A 20,266-nucleotide genomic window follows, 5' to 3' on the forward strand; every position below is an offset into this window, starting at 1 on the left:
ATGGACAGTATTTCGATGGTGTGTTTTCCGCACGCGGGCGCCGGCAGGTTCTACTACAGCCGGTGGCAGCAGGCGTTCAGTGGAATCGTGGACCTGAACATCGTCCAATACCCCTTGCGCGAGAACCGGTTGAACACCCCGATGCCCGAATCGGTCGGTGAACTCGCGGAAGACATTTTCGAAGAGTTCGAAGACGTGCTTCGCGGTCCTTACGCGATCTGGGGTCACAGCATGGGCGGCGTCCTCGGTTACGAGGTGGCGAAACTGTGCCAGGATCGGCTGGGAAACGCGCCGTTGACGTTTTTCAGCTCCGGCTCCTCGGCGCCGTGCCGGGCCCGGTTCAGGAGGGTCGGGAACCTGGACACGCCCGAGGGCTTCCGGGACGTGTTGCTGCGCTACGGCGGAGTGCCGGAGGAGTACCTGCGGGACGCGGACTTCATGACGTACTTCGCGCCCGCGATCAAGGCGGACCTGCGCCTTTTGAGTGCTTATCAGGACACCGGGCGCGTGCCCCTGCGCTGCCCCCTCGTGCTGATGCTGGGGCGCGGCGACACGGTGACCCCCGATCAGTGGGAGCACTACACAGATCACTCGCTCGAGGTCAACGAATACGAGGGCGGGCACTTCTTCCTGGATCGACACCGTGAGTCGATGGTGGCGCTGATGGAGTCGAGGCTCCAGTTGGCGTGGCAGCTGAGGGAGACGCGTACGGCCGTGGGCGCGCCTGCGCGCCCGGGGGGAGAGGTTCTCTGATGGTTCGAGCGCGGGCGACGGAGGGACGGAACATGGAGAACGCCCTTGCGGCCGAGGTGGGCGATTGGCTGCTGTCGCGAACGGAGGGTTCGGACGGCGCGAGGTCGACCACGACCCTGATGGGGATGCGATGGGACGTGCTGCCCGGGGTCTGGAAGCCCAATCCGGGGACACGCCTGTTCACCTCGTGGTTGCCACTCGCCGAGGGCTCCCGGTTCCTGGAGGTCGGCTGTGCCGCCGGCGTCACCTGTGTGGTCGCGGCCAAGAGCGGCTGCACGCGGGTGGTGGGCCTGGACGTGGTCCCCGCCGCGACGGAGAACACGAGGCGCAACGCGGCCCGGCACGGTCTGGCCGGCCGGGTGGAGGCGTTGACCAGCGACCTGTTCGCCGAACTGGACCCGGACGACGAGTTCGACCTGGTCTGCTCGAACCCCCCGCTGGTCAGGGCGCCGGAATCGCGTCGACACGCCACCGAGGTGGAGCGGTCGGTCTTCGACCCCGGGTACGCGCTGCACCGGCGCTTCTTCCAGGAGGTCAGGCCGCACCTGGCCGACGGAGGGCGGATCTACATGTTGACCAGTGAGACGCTGGGCGACCCCGCGGGGCTGCGGACACTGGCGGCCGACGCCGGTTTCTCGGGCCGGGTGTACCGCAGTGAGTCGATCGGGATCCCCGCGGTGCTCATGGGGTCTCCGCCCGCCGCCACCGCCGCCGCCGACGAACAGGGCGTCGTCCACGTGGACTTCACCATGTTCGAGTTCCAACGGCACTGACCCGCACGCGCGGAGCCCGTCGTACGGGTCTCCGGCCGTGCCCGCCGATCGGCGGGCACGGCCGGAGATCAGGCCTAATCGGAGGTGTCCGACTCCGACGTGCCGTCGTTGATCAGCCGTTGCACCTGCTCGACGGTGGGCAGGATCGAGGTGTGATCGGACCGGTCGGTGGAGCCGCCCGAGTCGCCGAGCAGTCGCCGCATCCCCAGGCGCAGCAGAGAACCGTCGATCGAGGAGATGCCGCTGAGGGCGAGGACGGACACACCCTGCTCGAGAGCGGCCATGAGCCGGGCGATCTCGTCGACCTCGAGCTCCTCGTCGGGTGCCCGGTGGGTGACCACGACGCGCTGGTAGGCATCGAGCAGAGCCTGGATCCGGGTGCGCAGAGCCGGGACGAGCGCGTCGTCCCGGGCGGCGGTGGTGATGAATTCCAGCGTCGCGAGCTCGAATCCGCGCACCAGCTTCTCGGCCTGGTCCCGGTCGTCGAAGATCTGGCCGGGGAGGGCCTCCCCGGCGGAACCGGCGAGGGAGAGAGGGTCCCATTGTTCCCCGCGCAAGATGCTGAGATTGTAGTCCAGGACCGCGAGAAAGAGTTCGGATTTGCCTCCGAAATTCGAGTAGACCGCCCCTTTTGAGAATCCTGCGGTATCGGCGATCTCCTCCAATGAAGCGCCATGGTAACCGTCACGGCTGAAGGTCAAAAGACCCGCCTCGATCAGAGCATTGCGGGTTTCCTGCTTCTGCTCGGCCCGCGTTTTTCGTTTCCTTCGAACGGGCGTCAGCCGATTTTGATCCATGTTCTTATTGTAGCCCTTGGCGTAATCCCGTTCGGAGCTCATCCTGAAAGCCCGGAGGGTCGTCGTGGATCTGGCGCGATCACGTGCCGTGCGCGGCACGCCGCCCGAGGGCTCATGGAAGTTCGTCCGGCCACGGGGTCTCCTCCTGTCCGACGCCCCTTGGAGAGCGCCCTCCGCCGGTCACGCTCGGGTCACCTCTCATTCAACGGTAGCAGTCTTGACGTTCCATCGGTACGCTCCTACTGTTGTTACGAAGATACCAGCGGTATTTCAAGTCTGATGGTTTGTGAGCCGCGAGGAAGCTACGGAGGTGACGCGTGGGTGACGCGATACTCGAGATCGAGGGCTTGACTCGGCGATTCGGTTCGGTCGTGGCGAACGACGAGGTCGGCCTGCGGGTCAGACCCGGAGAGGTGGTCGGTCTGCTGGGGCACAACGGTGCCGGCAAGACCACCCTGGTCTCCCAGGTCGTAGGGCTGCTCCGACCCCACGGCGGGTCCATCCGGGTGGTGGGGGTCGACGCCGTCGCCGACCCCGGTACGGCGCGTCGCTGTGTGGCTCTTCAGGCCCAGGCCCAGGCGCCACTGGACGGATTGACGCCCAAGGAGGCGATCGTGATCGCCGGGCGGCTGCGCGGCATGTCCCGTTCGGCCTCTCGGGACGCCGCCGAGCGCATGGCCGATGAGCTGGACATCCGGGAATGGATCGATCGGCGGGCCACTCCCGACGGCGGGGGGATCTCCGGCGGGGTGCGCCGTCTGACCGCGTTCGCGATGGCCGCGGTCGCACCGGTGCCGCTGATCATCCTCGACGAGCCGACCAATGACGTGGACGCGGCCCGCCGCAGGCGGCTGTGGAACATGGTCCGCCGGCTCGGTGACGAGGGAGCGGGGGTCCTGCTGGTCACGCACAACGTCGCCGAGGCCGAACACGTGATGGACGAGCTGGTGGTGCTCGACCGCGGTCGAGCGGTGGCCTCCGGGTCGCCGAGCCAGTTGCGCGGAGCCGAGGGAGACGAAATGCGTCTCGAGCTCTCCCTGCCCCTGGACGCCCAGGACCCGTCCTCCCAGGAACCGCCCTTCCGGTTCGTCCGCCGAGTCCGTAACGGGCGTCGGGTGCTGTTGAGCCTCGCCGAGTCCGACGCCGCGACCGCGGTCGCCTGGGCGACCGCGCTCCGTGCCTCCGGTCGGGTCGAGGGATACACGCTCACACCCACCACGCTCGAGGACGCCTACCTCGCAGCCACGGCCGACGCCGAATCGATCCACGAGGAGTCCGCCCATGTCTGAAGCGATCACGCGCGAGCGCCGTGAGGGTCAAGCGCTCCCACCGATCCCCGAGCGCGCCCACCTGGGGATGACGGTCTGGACCCTGTTGCGCTGGACGATGGCCCAGACCGGGGCGATGATGCCGTTGTTCATCGTGGTCCAGGCGGCCATCGCGGGAGCGGTCGTCGTCGGGTTCGGGCTCCTCGTCCCCGATATCGACGCCCCCACCGCCGAGCTGCTGTCCACGGGCGCTCCCACGATCCTGATCCTCGTCATCGGGTTGGTCCTGTGCCCGTGGGGGGTGGCCGGTGCCCGGACCAGCGGCACCTTGACCTATCAGCGGGCGCTGCCCGTTCCGCGTCCGCTGCTGCTGGTGGCCGATCTGGTGGTCTGGCTGGTCATCGCCCTGCCCAGCATTCCGGTGACGGTGCTGGTGGCCCGCCTGCGCTACGGGATCGAGTACTCGATCGACTGGCCGCTGCTGGTGGGGGCGTTCGTGCTCGCCACGATCATGGCCGTCTCGGTGGGCTACGCGACGGCGATGTTGCTGTCACCGATGATGTCGCAGCTGGTCAGCCAGGTGATGGTGTTCTTCGTGATGCTCTTCTCGCCCGTCACCTTCCCGAAGGAGCAGCTGCCCGAATGGTTCCAGGCCGTTCACAGCGTCCTTCCCTTCCAGGCCGCGGCCGACCTGCTGCGCGCCGGTCTGCTCTCGGACAGGTTCGAGCCCAGCGGCCAGGGCCTGGTGGTGCTCATCGTGTGGTGCCTGCTGGGGCTGATCATCAGTGTTCGCGCCGTGATCCGACGTGGTTAGGAGTGACGAAATGAGTCGTTGGTTGGTACTGGGCGGTACTCAGTTCCTGTCCCGAGAGGTGGCGGCCGCCGCGGTGGCCCGCGGACACGAGGTGGTCTGCGCGGCGAGAGGTCGGTCCGGGCCCGTCCCCGAGGGCGCCCGACTGGTGAGAGTGGATCGTGACGACGAGGACGGACTGGCTCCGCTGCGCGGCGAGAGGTTCGACGCCGTGGTCGATACGGCGATCATCTCCTACCGGTGGGTGCGCGAGGCCCTCGCCGAGTTCGCGGATACGGCCGGGCACTGGACGTTCGTCTCCACGATGAACGTGTACTCCGACCTGTCCCGTCGTGGCGGCGGTGTGGACGACCCCCTGTTGGAACCGCGTTACGCGGACCCGGAGGGCCCCGAGGACTTCGGCGCCTACGGGTCCATCAAGGTCGCCTCCGAGAAGGCGGTCGTCGAGACGGTCGGCGACCGCGCCCTGGTGGTGCGGCCCGGTCTCGTCTGCGGCCCCGGCGACCCGTACGACCGGTTCGGGTACTGGCCGGCCCGGTTCTCCCGCGGCGGGCGGGCGCTGGTTCCCGACGCACCCGACCAGCCGTGCCAACTGATCGACGTGCGCGACCTCGCGGAGTGGATCGTGCTCTCCGGAGAGCGCGGACTCACCGGAACCTTCGACGCGTCCGGTCCGCGGACGACGCTGGGGTCGGTGCTGGAGGGGATAGCGGACGCGGTCGGCGCCTCCGACCTGGAACGGGTTCCGGTGTCACCGGACCGGCTCTTCGAAGCGGGCGTGATGCCCTGGCAGGGGCCGCACTCGCTGCCGCTCTGGCTCCCCGAGAGCCATCACGGAGTGGTCGACCGGGACACCGCCCCCGCCCTGGAGGCGGGGCTGTCCGTCCGTCCTCTCGCCGAAACCGCCGAAGCGACCCTGGCGTACGAAAAGGAGGCCGGGCTCGATCGTGAACGGCAGGCCGGTCTGACCTCGGTGGAGGAGACCGAACTGCTCGAAAGGATCGACACCGCCGTTCCCTGACCCCGGGTCGCGGACCCTCGTGGCTCGGAGAACAAAGGAGAACGCCCCCAATGCCGGAAATCGTGAAAGGGACAGGTCGAATGCGGGAAATCGCGGATTATCTTGCCTCAGGTGACATCGACGCCGACACGGTCGCCGGCATGGGCGTCCCGGAGAGCTACAAGGGGGCGGTCGTTCTACGGGAGGACACGGAGATGTTCTCCGGTCTGCCGTCGCAGAGCCGGGACCCGGCCAAGTCGCTGACCCTCCGCGAAGTGCCCACACCCGAGCCCGGTGTGGGGGAGGTACTCGTCGCGGTCATGGCGAGCAGCATCAACTACAACACCGTCTGGAGTTCGATCTTCGAACCGGTTCCCACGTTCGGCTTCCTCCGGCGGTACGCGAGTCAGGTCCCCTCCGCGGGGATCCACGACCAGCCGTTCCACGTGCTCGGTTCGGACATGTCCGGTGTCGTGTTGAGGGTCGGAGCGGGCGTACGGCGATGGAAGCCCGGTGACAAGGTGGTCGCGCACTGCCTGTCGGTCGAACTGTCCGAAGCGGACGGTCATGACGACAGCATGCTCGACCCTGAGCAGCGCATCTGGGGATACGAGACCAACTACGGTGGGCTCGCTCAGCTCAGCCTGGTCAAAGCGAACCAGTTGATGCCCAAGCCCGCCCACCTGACCTGGGAGGAGTCGGCGGTCTCAGGGCTGGTGCACTCGACCGCCTATCGTCAGCTCATCTCCCGCAACGGGGCGCGTGTGAAGCTCGGAGACGTGGTCCTCATCTGGGGGGCCGCGGGTGGACTCGGCTCGTACGCCACCCAGTTGGCGCTGCGCGCCGGGGCCACCCCAGTGTGCGTCGTCTCCAGCCGGGCCAAGGCCGACCTGGTGCGGTCCCAGGGCGCGGAGCTGATCATCGACCGGGCGGCCGAGGGCTACCGGTTCTGGAGCGACCCGGACACACCGGACCCCAAGGAATGGAAGCGTTTCGGTGCCCGGATCCGCGACCTGACCGGCGGCGACGACCCCGATGTGGTGTTCGAGCACCCGGGGCGGGAGACGATGGGCGCCAGCGTGTACGTGGCGCGGCGCGGCGGCACCATCGTCACCTGCGCGTCCACCTCCGGTTATCAGCACCAGTACGACAACCGTTATCTGTGGATGGGGTTGAAGCGGATCGTCGGTACGCACTTCGCGAACTACCGCGAGGCGTGGGAGGCCAACCGACTCATCGCCAAGGGCGTGATCCACCCGACCCTTTCCGCGGTGTACGGATTGGACGACGTGGGACTGGCCGCTCGTCGGGTGCACCAGAACGAGCACAGCGGCAAGGTCGGTGTGCTGGCCCTGGCACCCCGGCCGGGTCTGGGAATCGACGCTCCCGAGTTCCGGGCCTCGCACGTCGAGCAGATCGAACGTTTTCGTGAGGGCGACGCGCATGACACGGTCTCCGGTTGATTCCGCTCTTTTCCGGAATCGGGAAATTCGTGATTCCTCTACTGATCTGATGGCCGTTGGTAATGATTCACATTGGTAGGTCGGTGGCAATGTCGTTGACGGATATCGGTGCACGGATCGAGCGAGCCCGGGCGGCGGCGGGTCTGAGCCAGCGTGCTCTCGCCGATGCCACGGGCATCTCACAGTCCACCCTGTCGCGGATCATCTCCGGGAATCGGGAGGCGAAGACGGCCGAGATCGCGGCGATCGCCTGGGAGACCGGGTGTACGGTCGCCCAGCTCACCGGGGTCGGGACGGTGGCCGAGCGGGTTCAGTGCGTGCCCCTCCTCACCACCGGTTCCGCGATGAGCGGCATGCGCCAGACACTGCTGGACTTCCTGGAACTGGACGCCTACCTGGACGACCAGGCCGTCTCCGCCACAACCTGAAACCGGACGGTCGAAACGTGAGCGCAGAAGTCGAAGGCCGCACCGCGGCCGAACGGTTCCGGGAGGAACGGAATCTCGGTGTGCAGCCCTTGGGCGACCTCATCGCGATCATCGAGCGGGCCACGGGGATCAACGTGGCCGCGCTCGAAGCGGACCAGGACCATCACGGCATGATGGTGCGGGACCGGCAACGAGACGTCATGTTCATCGGTGTCGCGTCCACTCGTCGCCCCATGCGGCAACGCAAGACACTCGCCCACGAACTGGGCCATGTCCTGTTCGGGGACGCGATGGGCGGTCCGGCGGGCGCCTGGGGTCACCCCCCTTTCGAGGAGAGCCGGGCCGACGCCTTCGCACGGCATCTGCTCGTCCCCCTCGACGGCCTGCGCGAGTTCCTCGGTGAACGAGGATCACCGGCCAAGGCCGAACTCTCCGAACTCTCCGAGGTCGTCCAGCGCTTCCTGGTCGCACCGCCGATCGCCGCGATCGCGTTGTGCCAGGCCGGCTACATCGACGACGCCACCAAACGGGCGTGGCTGTCGCCCACCACGCCGCAGTTGGCGACGCGGTTCGGGTGGAGCGATCAATACCGTGCCCTGCGGGAAGAGTCCGCCCGGCGCCGGGCACCGCAACGACTCCTCGGCCGGGCCGTCAACGCCTACGCCGAAGGCGTCCTGTCGGTACAGGCCATCGCCACGTTGCGCGGTATCACGAGGCAGGAGGCCGAGATGGAACTGCGGGACGCGGGCGTGGTTCCCGTACGGCGTCCGCGCTTCGCCGGTTGACCCGCGGACCCACGAGGGCGGCCGCCGAACGGCCACGCCCCGGCCGCTATCGGCGGCCGGGGCGGTGGTGGCCGGTGGAGGGATCGGCCCACGGACGCGGGGGAGGGACGCACCTCCGAGCGCGGACCATGGTGGTCCTTCCGGTTCCGGTCAGGGGTTCTCGGTGACGGCGAGGCCGTAGTCGCTGATCCGGTAGTCCGTGTGCGGGCCGTCTCCGCCGGGGTTGGGGATACGACCGCCGTTGTCGGTCAGCGACAGGCCCTCCGGAGAGGCGATGCCCAGAGCCTCGGCGGTCTCCAGGACCAGCATGGCCAGCCGCACCGCGTTGACCTCGTCGTACCGGTAGCTCGGCGCGAGGTAGGCGATCTCCTCCTGGAGGTGCCGCGCCTCGGTGGCCTCGGTCCAGCCCAGCTCCTCGGGATCGGGCATCTCGGGGGAGCGCTTCATGATGTCGGCCGCGGCCTCGTCCAGCCCCAGCTCCACGTCTTGCCCGAGCGCCAGTTGGAAGACCCAGGGCCCTCCTTCACCGGGGATGTCACCGTGCAGGCCGAAGGAGCGTTCGAACCCCAGGGCGGTCAGCTCGGCGGGCATGGTGCGCAGGACGTCGACCAGCCGGCGCGCGTAGCCCTTCCAGTCGTCTCCCCTGGTGATCCCGGCGATGGTCATACCGGCGATGTCCCCGGTGAGGGAGACCCCGAGGAAGCCGCCCACGAGGCCCGCCCCGTGTTCGCGGTCGTACCGGTACCGGCCCTCGGCGGGAGAGGTGGGCAGCAGTGACAGCACGGGGTCTCCCCTTCCGGAGACCCGCAGCTCCAGGCTGTTGGCCCGATCCCTCCAGCGCAGGAAGGGCGCGCCCCACTCCGGGGCCGAACCGTGCAGAGGATCGTCGGGATCGTCCGAGCCGATGACGTTCGGTTCGCCGAGCCGCTCGCGGAGGACACGACCCGTCTCTCGGAAGGCCTCGACCTGCTCCCGGACACCGCCCTCGACCCGTCCCAGCGGGAAGTGCAGCCCCGTGTACTCCTCGGTGGTCACGTGGATGTCCATGTGGTCTTCGACGGGCAGCAGCTGCCCCTCGCCGAACGGTCGGCCCGTGTGCAGGATCGGTCCGAGCTCTCCCGCGCTCCACTCCCAGCCTTGGGCGACCGCCCCCTGGGACAGGTCCGCCTCGGTCCACTTGCCCGGGCGGAACCCTCGGAGGAGGACGGCGAGTTCGGCGACCCGGTCGGCCGGCCAGAGGGTGTTCGTCATGGGTGTCCGTTCCTTTCGGTGACGAGAAGATCCTGCCAGGGGCAGGGGACGAGAACGCCTTGAGGAATCGGGGAGCGGGCCCGACATGACGACGGACGCCCCGACCGGAAGGTTCCGGCCGGGGCGTCCGAACGCCGCGACGTGCTACGACGTCACGACATCCCTACAGGATGATGCGCATCGGCTCTTCGAGGATCTCGGCGAGGTCCTTGAGGAAGGCGGCGCCGACGGCACCGTCGACCGCGCGGTGGTCCACGGACAGCTCCAGCGAGATGCGGTTGCGCACCCGCACCTCACCGTCGACGACCACGGGCTCCTGGCGCATGGCGCCGACCGCGAGGATGGCGGCCTCCGGCGGGTTGATCACCGCGGAGAAGCTGTCCACGCCGAACATGCCCAGGTTGGACACGCTGAACGTGCCGCCGCTCATCTCCTGCGGCTTGAGCTTGTTGTCGCGGGCCTTGCCGGCCAGCTCACGCGTGCGGGTGGAGATCTCCGACAGCGTGGCCTTGTCGGTGTCGTGCAGCACCGGAACGACCAGGCCGGCGTCCACGGCGACCGCGACACCGACGTTGACCCGGTGGTGCTGGAGCAGCTTCTCGTCGACCCAGGAGGTGTTGACGGCCGGGTGCAGCTTGAGCGCGGTGGCACAGGCCTTCACGATCAGGTCGTTGAAGCTGATCTTGACGCCGGTACTGGACAGCTGCTCGTTGATCTGACCTCGGAAGGCCTTGAGGGCCTCGGCGTCGATCGTCCGGCGCAGGTAGAAGTGCGGGACCGTCTGCTTGCTCTCGGTCAGACGGCGCGCGATCACCTTGCGCACGTTGTTGATCTTGAGCTCTTCGGAGTCGCGACCATCGTCGAAGGCCTGAGCGGCCGGGGCCGGAGCGGACTTCGCCGCGGCCGGCTCGGGGGCCGGGGCGGCGTGCTCGGCGGAGCCGTCCTTGGCGGCGGCCTCGATGTCGGCGCGGACGATCCGACCCTTGGGTCCGGAGCCCTTGATCTTGGTGATGTCCAGGCCGTACTCCTTGGCCAGCCGGCGGGCCAGCGGGGAGGTACGGGGACGGTCCGCCGGAGCCTCGTCCGACGAGGCCGCGGGGGCGGTCTCGGCCGGAGCGGCGGGGGCGGGCTTCTCCTCGGCGGCGGGCTCCTCGGCCTTCTCCTCGGCCGCGGGGGCGGCCGGGGCGGGGCTCTCCTCGGGCACGGCGTCCGGGGAGTCGGCGATGAGGCCGATGACCTCGCCGATCGGTACGGTGTCGCCCTCGGAGACGTTCTGCTTGACGAGGTAGCCGTCCTCGTAGGCCTCGAACTCCATGACGGCCTTGTCGGTCTCGATCTCGACCAGCACGTCACCGGCCGCGACCTTGTCCCCCACCTTCTTGACCCAGGTGGAGATGACGCCCTCCTCCATGGTGTCGGAGAGGCGCGGCATGTGGATCTCGCTCATTGAAACTCCTCTACCCGACCCGTTTGCCGACGGCGCTCAGGGTCTCCTTGATCGCGGTGGTGATCGACTCGACCGACGGCAGGGCCGCGGTCTCCAGCGGCTTGGCGTAGGGCATGGGAACCTCCGCCATGGCCACCCGGCGGACCGGGGCGTCGAGGTAGTCGAAGGCCCCCTCCTGGATGGAGGCGGCGATCTCCGCGCCGATGCCGTAGGTGAGCCAGTCGTCCTCGCAGATCACCGCGGCGCCGGTCTTCTTGACCGAGTCCACGAAGGTTTGGCGGTCGAGCGGGCGCAGGCTGCGCAGGTCGACGACCTCGACGCTGATGCCCTCGTCGGCCAGCTTCTCGGCGACCTGGCCGGCGACCATGGCCATCCGGGAGTAGCCGATCAGCGTGATGTCGCTGCCCTCGCGGGTGACGGCGGCGCGGCCGATGGTCGCGACGTTGTCGTTCTTCGGCTCGGCGTAGTCGTCGGGGACCTCGCCCTTGGAGTTGTACAGACCCAGGTTCTCCAGGAACAGGACCGGGTCGTCGTCGCGGATGGCCGCGCGCAGCATGGAGGAGGCCTCGGCCGGGGTGCTGGGAGCCATCACCTTGAGACCGGGGATGAAGGAGTAGAACAGCTCGATGTTCTGCGAGTGCGTCGCGCCGAGCTGCTGGCCACCGCCGCCGGGGGTCCGGATGACCAGGGGAACGCTGGTCTGACCACCGAACATGCCGTAGATCTTGGCGGCGTGGTTGATGATCTGGTCGATGGCGATCAGCGAGAAGTTGATCGTCATCAGCTCGACGACCGGGCGAAGGCCCAGCATCGCGGCACCGATGGCGGCGCCGACGAAGCCCTCCTCGGCGATCGGGGTGTCCTTGACGCGGCGGGGCCCGAACTCCTTGAGGAGTCCCTCGGTGATCTTGTAGGAGCCCTCGAAGACTCCGATCTCCTCGCCGATGACGAGGACGTTCTCGTCGCGCACCATCTCGGCGCGCAGGGTGTCCCGCAGAGCCTGGCGGTATGTGATCACGGACATGTGACTGGTTCCTTCCCTACTCCGCGAACACCGGGTCGGCGGGCATGCGCCGCGACTCGTTGGGGACCGGGGTGGCGTATGTGTAGTCGAAGAGCGTGGACGGGTCCGGCTTCGCGCTGTTCTCCGCGAAGTCGGCGGCCGCGGCCACCTCGGCCTTGACGGAGGCGGCGATCTCCTCGCGGAGCTCGTCCGTGAGGATGCCGGCCTTGGCGAGCTGGTCGCCGAAGGTCAGGACCGGGTCGTTCTCGTCGGCCGAGGCCAGCTCGCGCTGCTCGTCGGTGCGGTACTTGGCCGGGTCGACGACCGAGTGGCCCTTCTTCCGGTAGCTCCAGGCCTCCAGGATGAAGGGGGTCTGCTCCTCGCGGGCGCGCTCGATCAGGCGGGAGGCGGTGTCGCGGACGGCCAGGACGTCACGGCCGTCGACGCGCTCGCCCTCGATGCGGTAGGCGGAGCCGCGCTTGTACAGGTCGGGCTCGGCGGAGGACATCTCCACGGTGGTGCCCATGCCGGTGAAGTTGTTGATCACCACGAAGACGATCGGCAGGTTCCACAGCTTGGCGATGTTGAGGGACTCGTGCCAGGCGCCGATGTTGGTGGTGCCGTCGCCCATCTGGCACATGACGACCTCGTCGCCACCGCGGTAGGTGACGGCCAGGGCCGCGCCCGTGGCCAGGGGGAGCTGGCCGCCGACGATGCCGTAGCCACCGAGCATGCGGGTCTCGGTGTCGTACATGTGCATGGAGCCGCCCCAGCCCTTGGACACGCCGTCGACGCGTCCGTAGAGCTCGGCCATGACCCGCTTGGGGTCCATGCCCTTGCCGATGGCGTAACCGTGGTCACGGTAGTTCGTGAACAGGTAGTCGCGCTCCTGGAGGGCCGTCATCAGACCGACGACGGTGGCCTCCTCGCCGAGGTTGAGGTGGCAGTAGCCGCCGATGCGGGCCTGCGTGTAGGCCTGGCCGGTGCGCTCCTCGAAGCGCCGGATGAACAGCATCTGGCGGTAGTAGTCGAGAAGGGTCTCCGGCGTCTCGTTGCCGAGGCCGTTGGTGTCCTTGCGGCTCCGGCGCCTGGACCCGGAGGCCCGGGCGCTGCCGCCCTTCGGCTTGGCCGTGTCAGCCATGGTGTGCCTTTCTACGTGCGAGAAGGCCCGCGTTCCGGCCTGTGGGACGGGTGGCGAGGCCTGCCCGGGCCCGCTGTCAGGCGTGGCCCTGGCGTGTGTCGCCGCCGGGCTCATTCGGCGACGACACCTGTGGCTGTTGCGGGGCGCGTCCGTTCGGGCCGTGGCGGGGACCGAGGACGGACGCGAAGCGAATCGGGTCGCGTGTGCAGTTGTGGCGCCGCGACCCTTGAGGGCATTGCTTCCCGTTGCGGAGAGCGGTAAGCATGTCCGGTCTCGCTCACCAGCCGGATGAACGATCCCGTACCACCAGGGGGCACGCGCGCATGGATGTGACGTGCGTCGCGCACACTCTACGGTCTGATCGATGATCGATCAATACAACTTTACGTCAGATGCCCGTTTTTTTGTGTGGAGGGTCAGGTGGTGACGATCGGTGAGGGAAGGGGTGTCGGCAGGTCAGAGCGCGGATCGAGTGGGACGGGGGTCCGCCCCACCGCTCCTAGCGTCCGCCCCCGTGGGTTCTGAGGGCCGCCTCGACGTAGTTCAGGACATGCTCGCTGAGCATCTGACCCACGGCCGGATCCCCCTCGCGGAAGGCCCGTGTGATCTGTGCGTGGTCGGCGGCCTTGGCGTGCAGCTCCATGTCGAGCCAGCGCACCGACAGCGCGGTCCACACCTCCACGCCCAACGACTCCCACGTGTGCAGGAGCACGCTGTTGTCGGCGGCCTTCACGATCTCGCGGTGGAACTCCACACTGTGGCGGATCTGCTCGGTGACGTCCCCGCGGGCGGTGGCGTCCTTGAGCGCCTCCACCTCGTGTTCCAGGGCGGAGGGGTCCTTGGCCAGGCGAGGAGCGGCCAACTGCGCGGCGACGAGCTCGAGGCCCGCGCGAACGGGGTAGATCTCGGCCATGTCCTGTACACCGAAGGCCCTGACCCTGGCACCCTTGTTCGGCACCGTCTCGATGAGACGCAGGGTCTCCAGTTCGCGCAGAGCCTCGCGGACCGGAGCCTGGCTCACGTTGAGCTCCGTGGCGATCCGCCGTTCGACGATGCGCTCGCCGGGCTGCCATCGGCCGGACAGCAGGCCTTCGACCAGTACCTGCCGGATCTGTTCCCTCAGTGGTTCTCGGGCCAGTTTCGAGGGGTCGTCCGGCAACCGCGGGAGGTCGACCATCCAGGGCCCTTCCGTTCTCCGTCCCGTACGCGAGTGGCACACGGGTCGACGCACTCTCTTGTCTGACAAGCTCTTTGAAGAGTGCCACATGCGGACGGGTCGCCTGGACGAACGGCCACGGGCCACTAACGAAACACTCACGAACGGATCGCGCCCCGGTGAAGCGGAGGGATCCGGGAGGGATGCCTCGGGCAAAGTCCGAGGCAGAAGGGTCACACTCGGCCCCCGAGACCACCAATGGAGGGGTGTGTCCGGGTAGGCTCGTCTGTCGGCGATATCCAGACAAGGCCGTACGGAGTGTAGTCCACGTCACGGTCCAGGCCCGAGAGGGCCGACCTGACCTGCGCGAACAGAATCGGAGTGGGAGCGAGTGCCGGTGCGGCGCCGCTCGACTGCCGGTTCCGTCCCTCGGAAGCCGGACCTGCGAACGCCCGGTCGCGAACCACGCGAACCGGTCGGAAGGTTCGGCCGTCGAACCAGGGTGGAGGGGAGAGTCCCCTCGGCACCCTACCGACACCCGGTGTCGACCCCGAGGACGTCAGAACCAGTCCCGACAACCGCGGCTAGCCCGTCCCCCACGCCTGAAGCAGTGCCACAGGCAAGCCCACGACGTGTGAGACAGCACTGAGCACATGACGCATTCTTCGAGGACCAGGCACGCAAGGTCCGGACAGACGACCGAGCATCACGAACCGGAACGGAGTAGACCCGTGCCCGGTCCCTACAGCGGTCCCATCCCCGTGGTGAGAGCCAAGGAGTACGCTCCGGGGCCGCCCGTCGTGCGCGCGGTGAAGTGGCCGAGTGTGAGCGAGATCGCCTGGGGGCTCGCCTCGGATCGGATCGCGATCATCCTCTTCGTGGCCCTCATCGTGGTGACGATGCTCGCGGCGGGACCCCTCCACCCGGTCGACAACTTCCTCAACGAACTGCCTCGGCCCTACTGGGACACGCTGCGCGAACCACTGATCTTCTGGCCCGACAACGTGGCCTCCCGTTACGTGGCGCTTCCGGTCCTGGGGGTGACCACGCTCCAACTGGCCTACTGGCATCGAAGCTGGCGGCCCATCATCCTGGGGGCGGGCGGCGTCTTCGGGATGATGTCGATGGTCTCGGTGATGAAGCTGTTCTTCAACCGGGGGCACGCCAAGTACTTCGACCCCGACTTCTTCGCCGGGATGGGGAACGTGGCCTTCCCCTCGGGGCACGGGGCCAACGCGATCCTCATCTACGGGCTGGTGCTGTTCCTGATCATCAGGTTCGGGGCGGCCCGGCCGCACATCATCAAACGCCTGGGGTACTGCATCGTGGGCATCGCCCTGTTGCAGTCCACCGTCTCGATCTACCTGCACTTCCACTGGTTCACGGACCTGGTGGCGGGGATGATCGCGGGGGGTTTCGCGCTGCGGCTCACGATCCGCCTGGACCGGATGATCCCGCACGGGCACACCGTGCAGTGGTGGCCCTGGTACGGCAAGGAGTCGGAGCTCAAGACCTGAACGGACCGCACGAAGAGGGGCGCTCGTCGAAGATCGACGGGCGCCCCTTCTCGTGTCCGGACGAGGTGTGTGACACGCGGAACTCGCGGACATCCCCGTAACGGATACCCCGGTCGGGTACTGGATGGGTGGGGAGGAAGGGCCGGGCGAAGTACGGCGCGACGACAGGCTCGGACCCGCGCACACATGGATCACGGCGCACACGACGAACACGGGCACGGGGGAGAGGAAGACGCGGGCCACGGTGACCATGGCGGCCACGCGGGGCACGGCGACCACGCCGCGATGTTCCGCCGACGCTTCTGGTGGAGCCTGCTGCTGAGCGTCCCGGTGGTGTTCACCAGCCACATGATCTCCACCTGGCTCGGCTATGAGGTCCCCGAGGCCCTCACCTGGATCCCCCCGATCCTGGGGACCGTGATCTTCCTCTATGGAGGATGGCCGTTCCTGTCCGGGCTCCCCGCCGAGTTGCGCGACCGGCGCCCCGGCATGATGACCCTGGTCGCGATGGCGATCACCGTCGCCTTCGTCTCCAGCATGCTCGCCACCCTCGGGGTGGTCGGCATGCGTCTGGACTTCTGGTGGGAGCTCGTCCTCCTGATCGTGGTGATGCTCCTCGGGCACTGGTTGGAGATGCGCGCCCTCGGGCAGGCCTCCGGAGCCCTGGAGGCCCTCGCCGCCCTGCTGCCCGATCGGGCCGAGCGGGTCGACGATCAGGAGCGGATCGAGGAGGTCGCCGTCTCCGACCTGCGGCTCGGGGACACCGTCCTGGTCCGTTCCGGAGGACGGGTGCCCGCGGACGGGGACGTGGTCCGGGGGAGCGCGGCCGTCGACGAGTCGATGATCACCGGTGAGTCCCGCACCGTCACCCGGTCCGAAGGGGATCGGGTGGTGGCGGGCACCGTCGCCACCGACTCCTCGATCAGGGTCCGGGTGGACGCCGTCGGCGACGACACCACCCTCGCCGGGATCCAACGCCTGGTGAGCGAGGCGCAGGCCTCCAGGTCCCGGTCCCAGGCCCTGGCCGACCGGGCCGCGGCGCTGCTGTTCTGGTTCGCCCTGTCCGCCGCCGTGATCACCGCGTTCGTGTGGGGAGTGCTGCTCGGCGAGAGCGGCCAGGCCGTCGAACGGACCGTCACCGTGCTGGTCATCGCCTGCCCGCACGCCCTCGGTCTGGCGATCCCCCTGGTCATCGCGATCTCCACGACCCTGTCCGCGCGCAACGGCATCCTGGTCAAGGACCGGTTGGCCCTGGAACGCACCCGTCTGATCGACACGGTGCTGTTCGACAAGACCGGGACCCTGACCAAGGGCACGCCGGCGCTCTCGGGGACGATCGCCGCCACGGGGCGCCGGAGCGAGGACGTCCTGGCCCTGGCCGGCGCGGTGGAGTCCGAGTCCGAACATCCGCTGGCCAGGGCGATCGTCCGGGCGGCGGAGGAGCGGGGGGCGGTGCCGACCGCCACCGACCTCCGTTCCCTCACCGGACGCGGGGTCCGGGCCACCGTGGACGGGGTCGAGGCCTACGTGGGCGGACCGGCGCTGCTGGAGTCCCTGGGGCTCGACGAGCCCTCCGAGCTGGTGGAGGGCGCCCGGACCTGGCGGGACCAGGGGGCGACCGTCCTGCACGTGGTCTCCGACGGAGAGGTGGTCGGCGCTCTGGCGCTGGCCGACGAGATCCGCCCGGAGTCCGCCGCGGCCACGCGCGACCTCCAGGCGCAGGGCGTCCGGGTGGCGATGGTGACCGGTGACGCCCGCAACGTCGCCGACACGGTGGCCGAGCGGCTCGGCTTGGACGAGGTCTTCGCCCAGGTCCTGCCCGACCAGAAGGACGCGGTCGTCCGTGACCTCCAGGAACGAGGGCACCGGGTCGCCATGGTCGGCGACGGGGTCAACGACGCTCCGGCGCTGGCCCGAGCGGACGTGGGGATCGCCATCGGCGCGGGCACCGACGTGGCCATCGAGTCCGCCGGTGTGGTGCTGGCCTCAGACGATCCGCGCGGGGTGCTCTCGGTCCGTCGGCTCTCGGAGGCGGGCTACCGGAAGATGATCCAGAACCTGGCCTGGGCGGCCGGCTACAACGTGGTCGCGGTGCCGTTGGCCGCCGGCGTCCTGGCCCCGATCGGGATCGTGCTGGCGCCCGCGGTCGGCGCGGTGCTGATGAGCCTGTCGACGATCATCGTGGCGCTCAACGCCCAGCTTCTGCGGCGGCTCGACCTGAGGCCGGCCGACTGAGGGACGCTCTCTCGACGGGAGGGGCGCGACGATCCCGTCGGACGTGATTCACGGCCGGCGGCGGGATCGTCGCGCGCCTCCATCCGCTTCGCCCAGGGAGGGCACGATCTCGACCCGACGCCCCGCCCGGTGCCGAAGGCGGTGATCGTCTCCTCGCCCACGAAAAGTTCGCATGAGTCCCTGCCGTCACAGAGGGCACTTTGTGAACACCCACCTCAGAGCGGTCACTTGTCCCGTTCCACACCTCCCGACTCCGGAATGGCCTTAGTCTCGGCACGAACGAGGCGGGGAGGAGCTCTCATGTACTGCGACTACTGCGGAAGCTGGAACGGCGGAGTGAACCAGAAGTGCAGGAACTGTCAACGCCCACTCGGTGTTCGTTCCGGAACATCGGCGGGGAACGGGCGGTCCTAGTGCCCCCTGCCACCCCCGACCCCACCGAGGTCATCGAGGCCTGGATCCCGCACGACGCCCGATGGCACGCCCAGGCGCGTCGGCACGCCCACAGGGGCTCCGACCACCTGCGGAACTATGTGACCGAGCTGGTGCGCGACCATCGCGACGGCCACATACCCATCACCGACGACTGGGATCTGCGCACCCTGAAGGCGGTGGTGGAGGACCTCCGGTGGGGCGGTCTGGGCGACGTGGACTGGCGTCGGGTCGCGCGGGCCCTCACCGATCCCGGGTTCGTATGACTTTCCGGTTCCACCTTCGTCGGTGGTCTGGACCCGCGTCACCGCGACTGCGACCATGGTGAGGTCGTGATCGCCCTCTTGTAGCGGGAGGGGCACGCGATGGGGCCGCCGCCTCGACCGGTTACGAGGCGGCGGCTCTCTTCGAGAAGGAGCCGGAGAGCGGCGGATGTTCCACGTGAAACATCACGCGCGTCCGTGACCTCCTCCTATGCCCCACGCCTCTCGGCGAGGAGATCGCGACGTGGTTCGGGGTGGTCCAGGCAGAGCCCCATCGCCCGCAGCCAACGGTTGCCGCGCAGTCCCGGCTCGAGCGCGGCCAGCGCCGCGGCGTACTTGCTGAAACGGGCCTCACGGAACCCGAGTTCGTGCAGACGACGCTCGGTCGGGGTCAGTCCACCCCGGGTCTTGATCTCCAGCAGCACCACGTCCGGCCGCATGCGCACCATGCGATCCCCGCGGTACCCCACCAGCCCGGTGTCGACGGTCACCCGCTCCAGCCCGGAGAGGGAGACCACCGTGCTCCGGCGGTAGTCGGTCACCGCCGACGCGGTCAACGTGTCCGGGGATCCCAGCCGGCACCGGTCGAGGGTCCGATCGAGGAACCGCCGGGTCCGCGGGGTGAGCCGATCCTCCGGCGTCTCCATCGGCAGCTCGATCCGTACCTTGTCGGTGATCCCCCGCGCGCCCTTCGTCTTCACCTCGAACATCCTCGTGCCCGTGTCCAGGTAGGTGCGGGTGCGCACCTTGTACCGGAGTCGGCGTCCTTGCCGGTGGTCGTGGAAGGTCCTCAGGTCCGGTGTGTCCAGGTAGGTCGACGAGTACAGGAAGGAGGTCCGGCCGCCGATCTCCAGCACCCCGAAGTCGCGCTCGGCCCCCGCGAAGAGGTCGGACATCGAGCTCACGGGCACCAGGTACTTGCGGCAGGTGCGGGTGACCAGGGAGGCGCGTTCGTTGGTCTCGGCCAGGGACAGGGGGCGTAGCCGCTCCAGTCCGGGCGGCATCGGCCCGAGCGGGGAGGGGTCGAGGTCGTTCCCGGCGGTGAGGGACCCCGTCGGGGCGGGGGAGGGACGGACGCTCACCGGCCACCCCACAGCGTCGCGAGGGGGCGGGTCCGCTGCCCGGTACGGGGGACCGACTCGGGAGGGGGCACCTGGAAGCGGACGTCCAGCACCATGAGGTCGCGCACGTAGTCCACCTCGGTGACCTCCACGTGCCGGACCTTGCCGCGAAGGCGACCCTCCAGATCCTGGCGGAGCGCCAGGGGGTCCTCGTGCACGACGTCCAACGTCATGATCCGACGCTGGGTGCGCGGCAACAGCCTCGGGTGTCCGGCCACGTACAGCACCCCCAGCAGCAGGACGTTCAGACCGACCATCACCAGAGGCGGCGCGATCGCGTTCACCAGGCCCAGGGAGATCGCCACGAAGTAGTAGCCGATCTCGCCCTGGCTGATCAGATCCGAGCGCAGCCGCAGGATCGACAGGACACCGAACAGGCCGAACCCGACCGCGAGCCCCACCTCCTGGCGGGCCATCATCGCGACCACGGCGAAGATGCCGACGTTGAGGGCCACGTAGGCCAGCACCAGATCACGACGGCCGTGCCGACGGAAGTAGAGGACGTAGGACAACACGGTGATGGCGGCCAGGTCGACCGCGAGAGCGAACCAGATCATGGCCATCATCCTGTGGGGCGGTCGTGAGACGTCCATGAGCCTCGGATGAGGAAATCCTCATGAAC

At 68.7% G+C, this 20,266-nt stretch carries 19 protein-coding genes; 11 read left to right on the forward strand and 8 right to left on the reverse strand.

Translation table 11 applies throughout. The features are described 5' to 3' along the window. Positions 1 to 15 precede the first annotated feature (15 nt). Both TR33_RS19605 and TR33_RS19610 read left to right on the forward strand, forming a co-directional pair. Entirely contained in the window at positions 16 to 753 is a 738-nt protein-coding gene (locus TR33_RS19605; RefSeq protein ID WP_108914158.1) for a thioesterase II family protein, read from the forward strand. Positions 754 to 785: 32 nt separating this feature from the next. Beyond that, positions 786 to 1,526, forward strand: coding sequence for a methyltransferase (locus tag TR33_RS19610; RefSeq protein WP_042284735.1), 741 nt, complete (start codon positions 786 to 788; stop codon positions 1,524 to 1,526). Between the two features lie 74 nt (positions 1,527 to 1,600). Here TR33_RS19610 and TR33_RS19615 read toward each other — a convergent pair whose 3' ends face one another. Then, positions 1,601 to 2,365 carry a TetR/AcrR family transcriptional regulator gene (locus tag TR33_RS19615; protein WP_234305894.1) on the reverse strand — a complete coding sequence of 255 codons (765 nt, stop codon included), beginning with the start codon at positions 2,363 to 2,365 and terminating at the stop codon, positions 1,601 to 1,603. 329 nt (positions 2,366 to 2,694) lie between these two features. Here TR33_RS19615 and TR33_RS19620 point away from each other — a divergent pair, with 329 nt between their 5' ends. The 6 genes from TR33_RS19620 (at position 2,695) to TR33_RS19645 (ending at position 8,078) form a co-directional block, all read left to right on the forward strand. After that, positions 2,695 to 3,612 (forward strand): ABC transporter ATP-binding protein, encoded by a 918-nt coding sequence (locus TR33_RS19620; RefSeq protein WP_234305895.1) that lies wholly within the window; start codon positions 2,695 to 2,697, stop codon positions 3,610 to 3,612. Next, positions 3,605 to 4,405, forward strand: a complete 801-nt coding sequence (locus TR33_RS19625; RefSeq protein WP_014911462.1) for an ABC transporter permease — start codon at positions 3,605 to 3,607, stop codon at positions 4,403 to 4,405. Before TR33_RS19620 ends, TR33_RS19625 begins: the two co-directional genes overlap by 8 nt. A 10-nt stretch (positions 4,406 to 4,415) precedes the next feature. Next, a complete protein-coding gene (locus tag TR33_RS19630) occupies positions 4,416 to 5,423 on the forward strand; it encodes an NAD-dependent epimerase/dehydratase family protein (RefSeq protein WP_017534304.1) in 1,008 nt (335 codons plus the stop codon). An 80-nt stretch (positions 5,424 to 5,503) separates the two neighbouring features. Further along, entirely contained in the window at positions 5,504 to 6,865 is a 1,362-nt protein-coding gene (gene ccrA / locus TR33_RS19635) for a crotonyl-CoA carboxylase/reductase (protein ID WP_042284638.1), read from the forward strand. An 89-nt stretch (positions 6,866 to 6,954) separates the two neighbouring features. Then, positions 6,955 to 7,293: a helix-turn-helix domain-containing protein gene (locus TR33_RS19640; RefSeq protein ID WP_014910002.1), complete on the forward strand. Its 339-nt coding sequence runs from the start codon at positions 6,955 to 6,957 to the stop codon at positions 7,291 to 7,293. A 17-nt stretch (positions 7,294 to 7,310) separates the two neighbouring features. Further along, positions 7,311 to 8,078 (forward strand): ImmA/IrrE family metallo-endopeptidase, encoded by a 768-nt coding sequence (locus TR33_RS19645; protein ID WP_017534305.1) that lies wholly within the window; start codon positions 7,311 to 7,313, stop codon positions 8,076 to 8,078. A 150-nt stretch (positions 8,079 to 8,228) separates the two neighbouring features. Here the strand turns inward: TR33_RS19645 and TR33_RS19650 are convergent, their stop codons facing one another. The 5 genes from TR33_RS19650 to TR33_RS19670 form a co-directional block, all read right to left on the reverse strand. Beyond that, positions 8,229 to 9,329, reverse strand: a complete 1,101-nt coding sequence (locus TR33_RS19650) for a hypothetical protein (RefSeq protein WP_042284640.1) — start codon at positions 9,327 to 9,329, stop codon at positions 8,229 to 8,231. A gap of 163 nt (positions 9,330 to 9,492) precedes the next feature. Continuing rightward, positions 9,493 to 10,776: a dihydrolipoamide acetyltransferase family protein gene (locus TR33_RS19655; protein ID WP_014912256.1), complete on the reverse strand. Its 1,284-nt coding sequence runs from the start codon at positions 10,774 to 10,776 to the stop codon at positions 9,493 to 9,495. Between the two features lie 10 nt (positions 10,777 to 10,786). After that, complete coding sequence (locus TR33_RS19660; protein ID WP_014908958.1) at positions 10,787 to 11,800, reverse strand: alpha-ketoacid dehydrogenase subunit beta; 1,014 nt, start codon at positions 11,798 to 11,800, stop codon at positions 10,787 to 10,789. Between the two features lie 16 nt (positions 11,801 to 11,816). After that, the gene (pdhA, locus tag TR33_RS19665; protein ID WP_042284642.1) at positions 11,817 to 12,920 is read right to left on the reverse strand and encodes a pyruvate dehydrogenase (acetyl-transferring) E1 component subunit alpha; all 1,104 of its coding nucleotides are present in this window, start codon (positions 12,918 to 12,920) and stop codon (positions 11,817 to 11,819) included. 499 nt (positions 12,921 to 13,419) lie between these two features. Next, on the reverse strand, positions 13,420 to 14,097 hold the full coding sequence (locus TR33_RS19670) for a GntR family transcriptional regulator (RefSeq protein ID WP_014911282.1): 678 nt from the start codon (positions 14,095 to 14,097) through the stop codon (positions 13,420 to 13,422). Between the two features lie 740 nt (positions 14,098 to 14,837). Here TR33_RS19670 and TR33_RS19675 point away from each other — a divergent pair. The 3 genes from TR33_RS19675 to TR33_RS19685 all read left to right on the forward strand — a co-directional run bounded on the left by TR33_RS19675 (position 14,838) and on the right by TR33_RS19685 (position 18,526). Then, positions 14,838 to 15,593 (forward strand): phosphatase PAP2 family protein, encoded by a 756-nt coding sequence (locus TR33_RS19675; RefSeq protein WP_036568029.1) that lies wholly within the window; start codon positions 14,838 to 14,840, stop codon positions 15,591 to 15,593. A gap of 186 nt (positions 15,594 to 15,779) precedes the next feature. Then, positions 15,780 to 17,828 (forward strand): heavy metal translocating P-type ATPase, encoded by a 2,049-nt coding sequence (locus tag TR33_RS19680; RefSeq protein ID WP_042284644.1) that lies wholly within the window; start codon positions 15,780 to 15,782, stop codon positions 17,826 to 17,828. A gap of 413 nt (positions 17,829 to 18,241) precedes the next feature. Next, positions 18,242 to 18,526 carry a hypothetical protein gene (locus TR33_RS19685; RefSeq protein ID WP_014908637.1) on the forward strand — a complete coding sequence of 95 codons (285 nt, stop codon included), beginning with the start codon at positions 18,242 to 18,244 and terminating at the stop codon, positions 18,524 to 18,526. 206 nt (positions 18,527 to 18,732) lie between these two features. On the opposite strand, the gene TR33_RS19690 is transcribed toward TR33_RS19685, so the two are convergent. Both TR33_RS19690 and TR33_RS19695 read right to left on the reverse strand, forming a co-directional pair. Then, a complete protein-coding gene (locus TR33_RS19690) occupies positions 18,733 to 19,605 on the reverse strand; it encodes a polyphosphate polymerase domain-containing protein (protein ID WP_042284646.1) in 873 nt (290 codons plus the stop codon). Next, complete coding sequence (locus TR33_RS19695) at positions 19,602 to 20,201, reverse strand: DUF4956 domain-containing protein (RefSeq protein WP_014912105.1); 600 nt, start codon at positions 20,199 to 20,201, stop codon at positions 19,602 to 19,604. The genes TR33_RS19690 and TR33_RS19695 overlap by 4 nt, the downstream gene beginning before the upstream one ends. Positions 20,202 to 20,266: the final 65 nt, after the last annotated feature.

This window comes from Nocardiopsis alba (genome assembly GCF_000710955.1).
GTDB lineage: Bacteria > Actinomycetota > Actinomycetes > Streptosporangiales > Streptosporangiaceae > Nocardiopsis > Nocardiopsis alba.

What these genes read in the sequence shown, in the direction of transcription:
- TR33_RS19605 (WP_108914158.1), top strand. Translation starts at nt 16, where the DNA reads ATGGTGTGTTTTCCGCACGCGGGCGCCGGCAGGTTCTACTACAGCCGG.
- TR33_RS19610 (WP_042284735.1), top strand. Translation starts at nt 786, where the DNA reads ATGGAGAACGCCCTTGCGGCCGAGGTGGGCGATTGGCTGCTGTCGCGA.
- TR33_RS19615 (WP_234305894.1), bottom strand. Translation starts at nt 2,365, where the DNA reads ATGAGCTCCGAACGGGATTACGCCAAGGGCTACAATAAGAACATGGAT.
- TR33_RS19625 (WP_014911462.1), top strand. Translation starts at nt 3,605, where the DNA reads ATGTCTGAAGCGATCACGCGCGAGCGCCGTGAGGGTCAAGCGCTCCCA.
- TR33_RS19630 (WP_017534304.1), top strand. Translation starts at nt 4,416, where the DNA reads ATGAGTCGTTGGTTGGTACTGGGCGGTACTCAGTTCCTGTCCCGAGAG.
- ccrA (WP_042284638.1), top strand. Translation starts at nt 5,504, where the DNA reads ATGCGGGAAATCGCGGATTATCTTGCCTCAGGTGACATCGACGCCGAC.
- TR33_RS19640 (WP_014910002.1), top strand. Translation starts at nt 6,955, where the DNA reads ATGTCGTTGACGGATATCGGTGCACGGATCGAGCGAGCCCGGGCGGCG.
- TR33_RS19650 (WP_042284640.1), bottom strand. Translation starts at nt 9,329, where the DNA reads ATGACGAACACCCTCTGGCCGGCCGACCGGGTCGCCGAACTCGCCGTC.
- TR33_RS19655 (WP_014912256.1), bottom strand. Translation starts at nt 10,776, where the DNA reads ATGAGCGAGATCCACATGCCGCGCCTCTCCGACACCATGGAGGAGGGC.
- TR33_RS19660 (WP_014908958.1), bottom strand. Translation starts at nt 11,800, where the DNA reads ATGTCCGTGATCACATACCGCCAGGCTCTGCGGGACACCCTGCGCGCC.
- pdhA (WP_042284642.1), bottom strand. Translation starts at nt 12,920, where the DNA reads ATGGCTGACACGGCCAAGCCGAAGGGCGGCAGCGCCCGGGCCTCCGGG.
- TR33_RS19670 (WP_014911282.1), bottom strand. Translation starts at nt 14,097, where the DNA reads ATGGTCGACCTCCCGCGGTTGCCGGACGACCCCTCGAAACTGGCCCGA.
- TR33_RS19680 (WP_042284644.1), top strand. Translation starts at nt 15,780, where the DNA reads ATGGATCACGGCGCACACGACGAACACGGGCACGGGGGAGAGGAAGAC.
- TR33_RS19695 (WP_014912105.1), bottom strand. Translation starts at nt 20,201, where the DNA reads ATGATCTGGTTCGCTCTCGCGGTCGACCTGGCCGCCATCACCGTGTTG.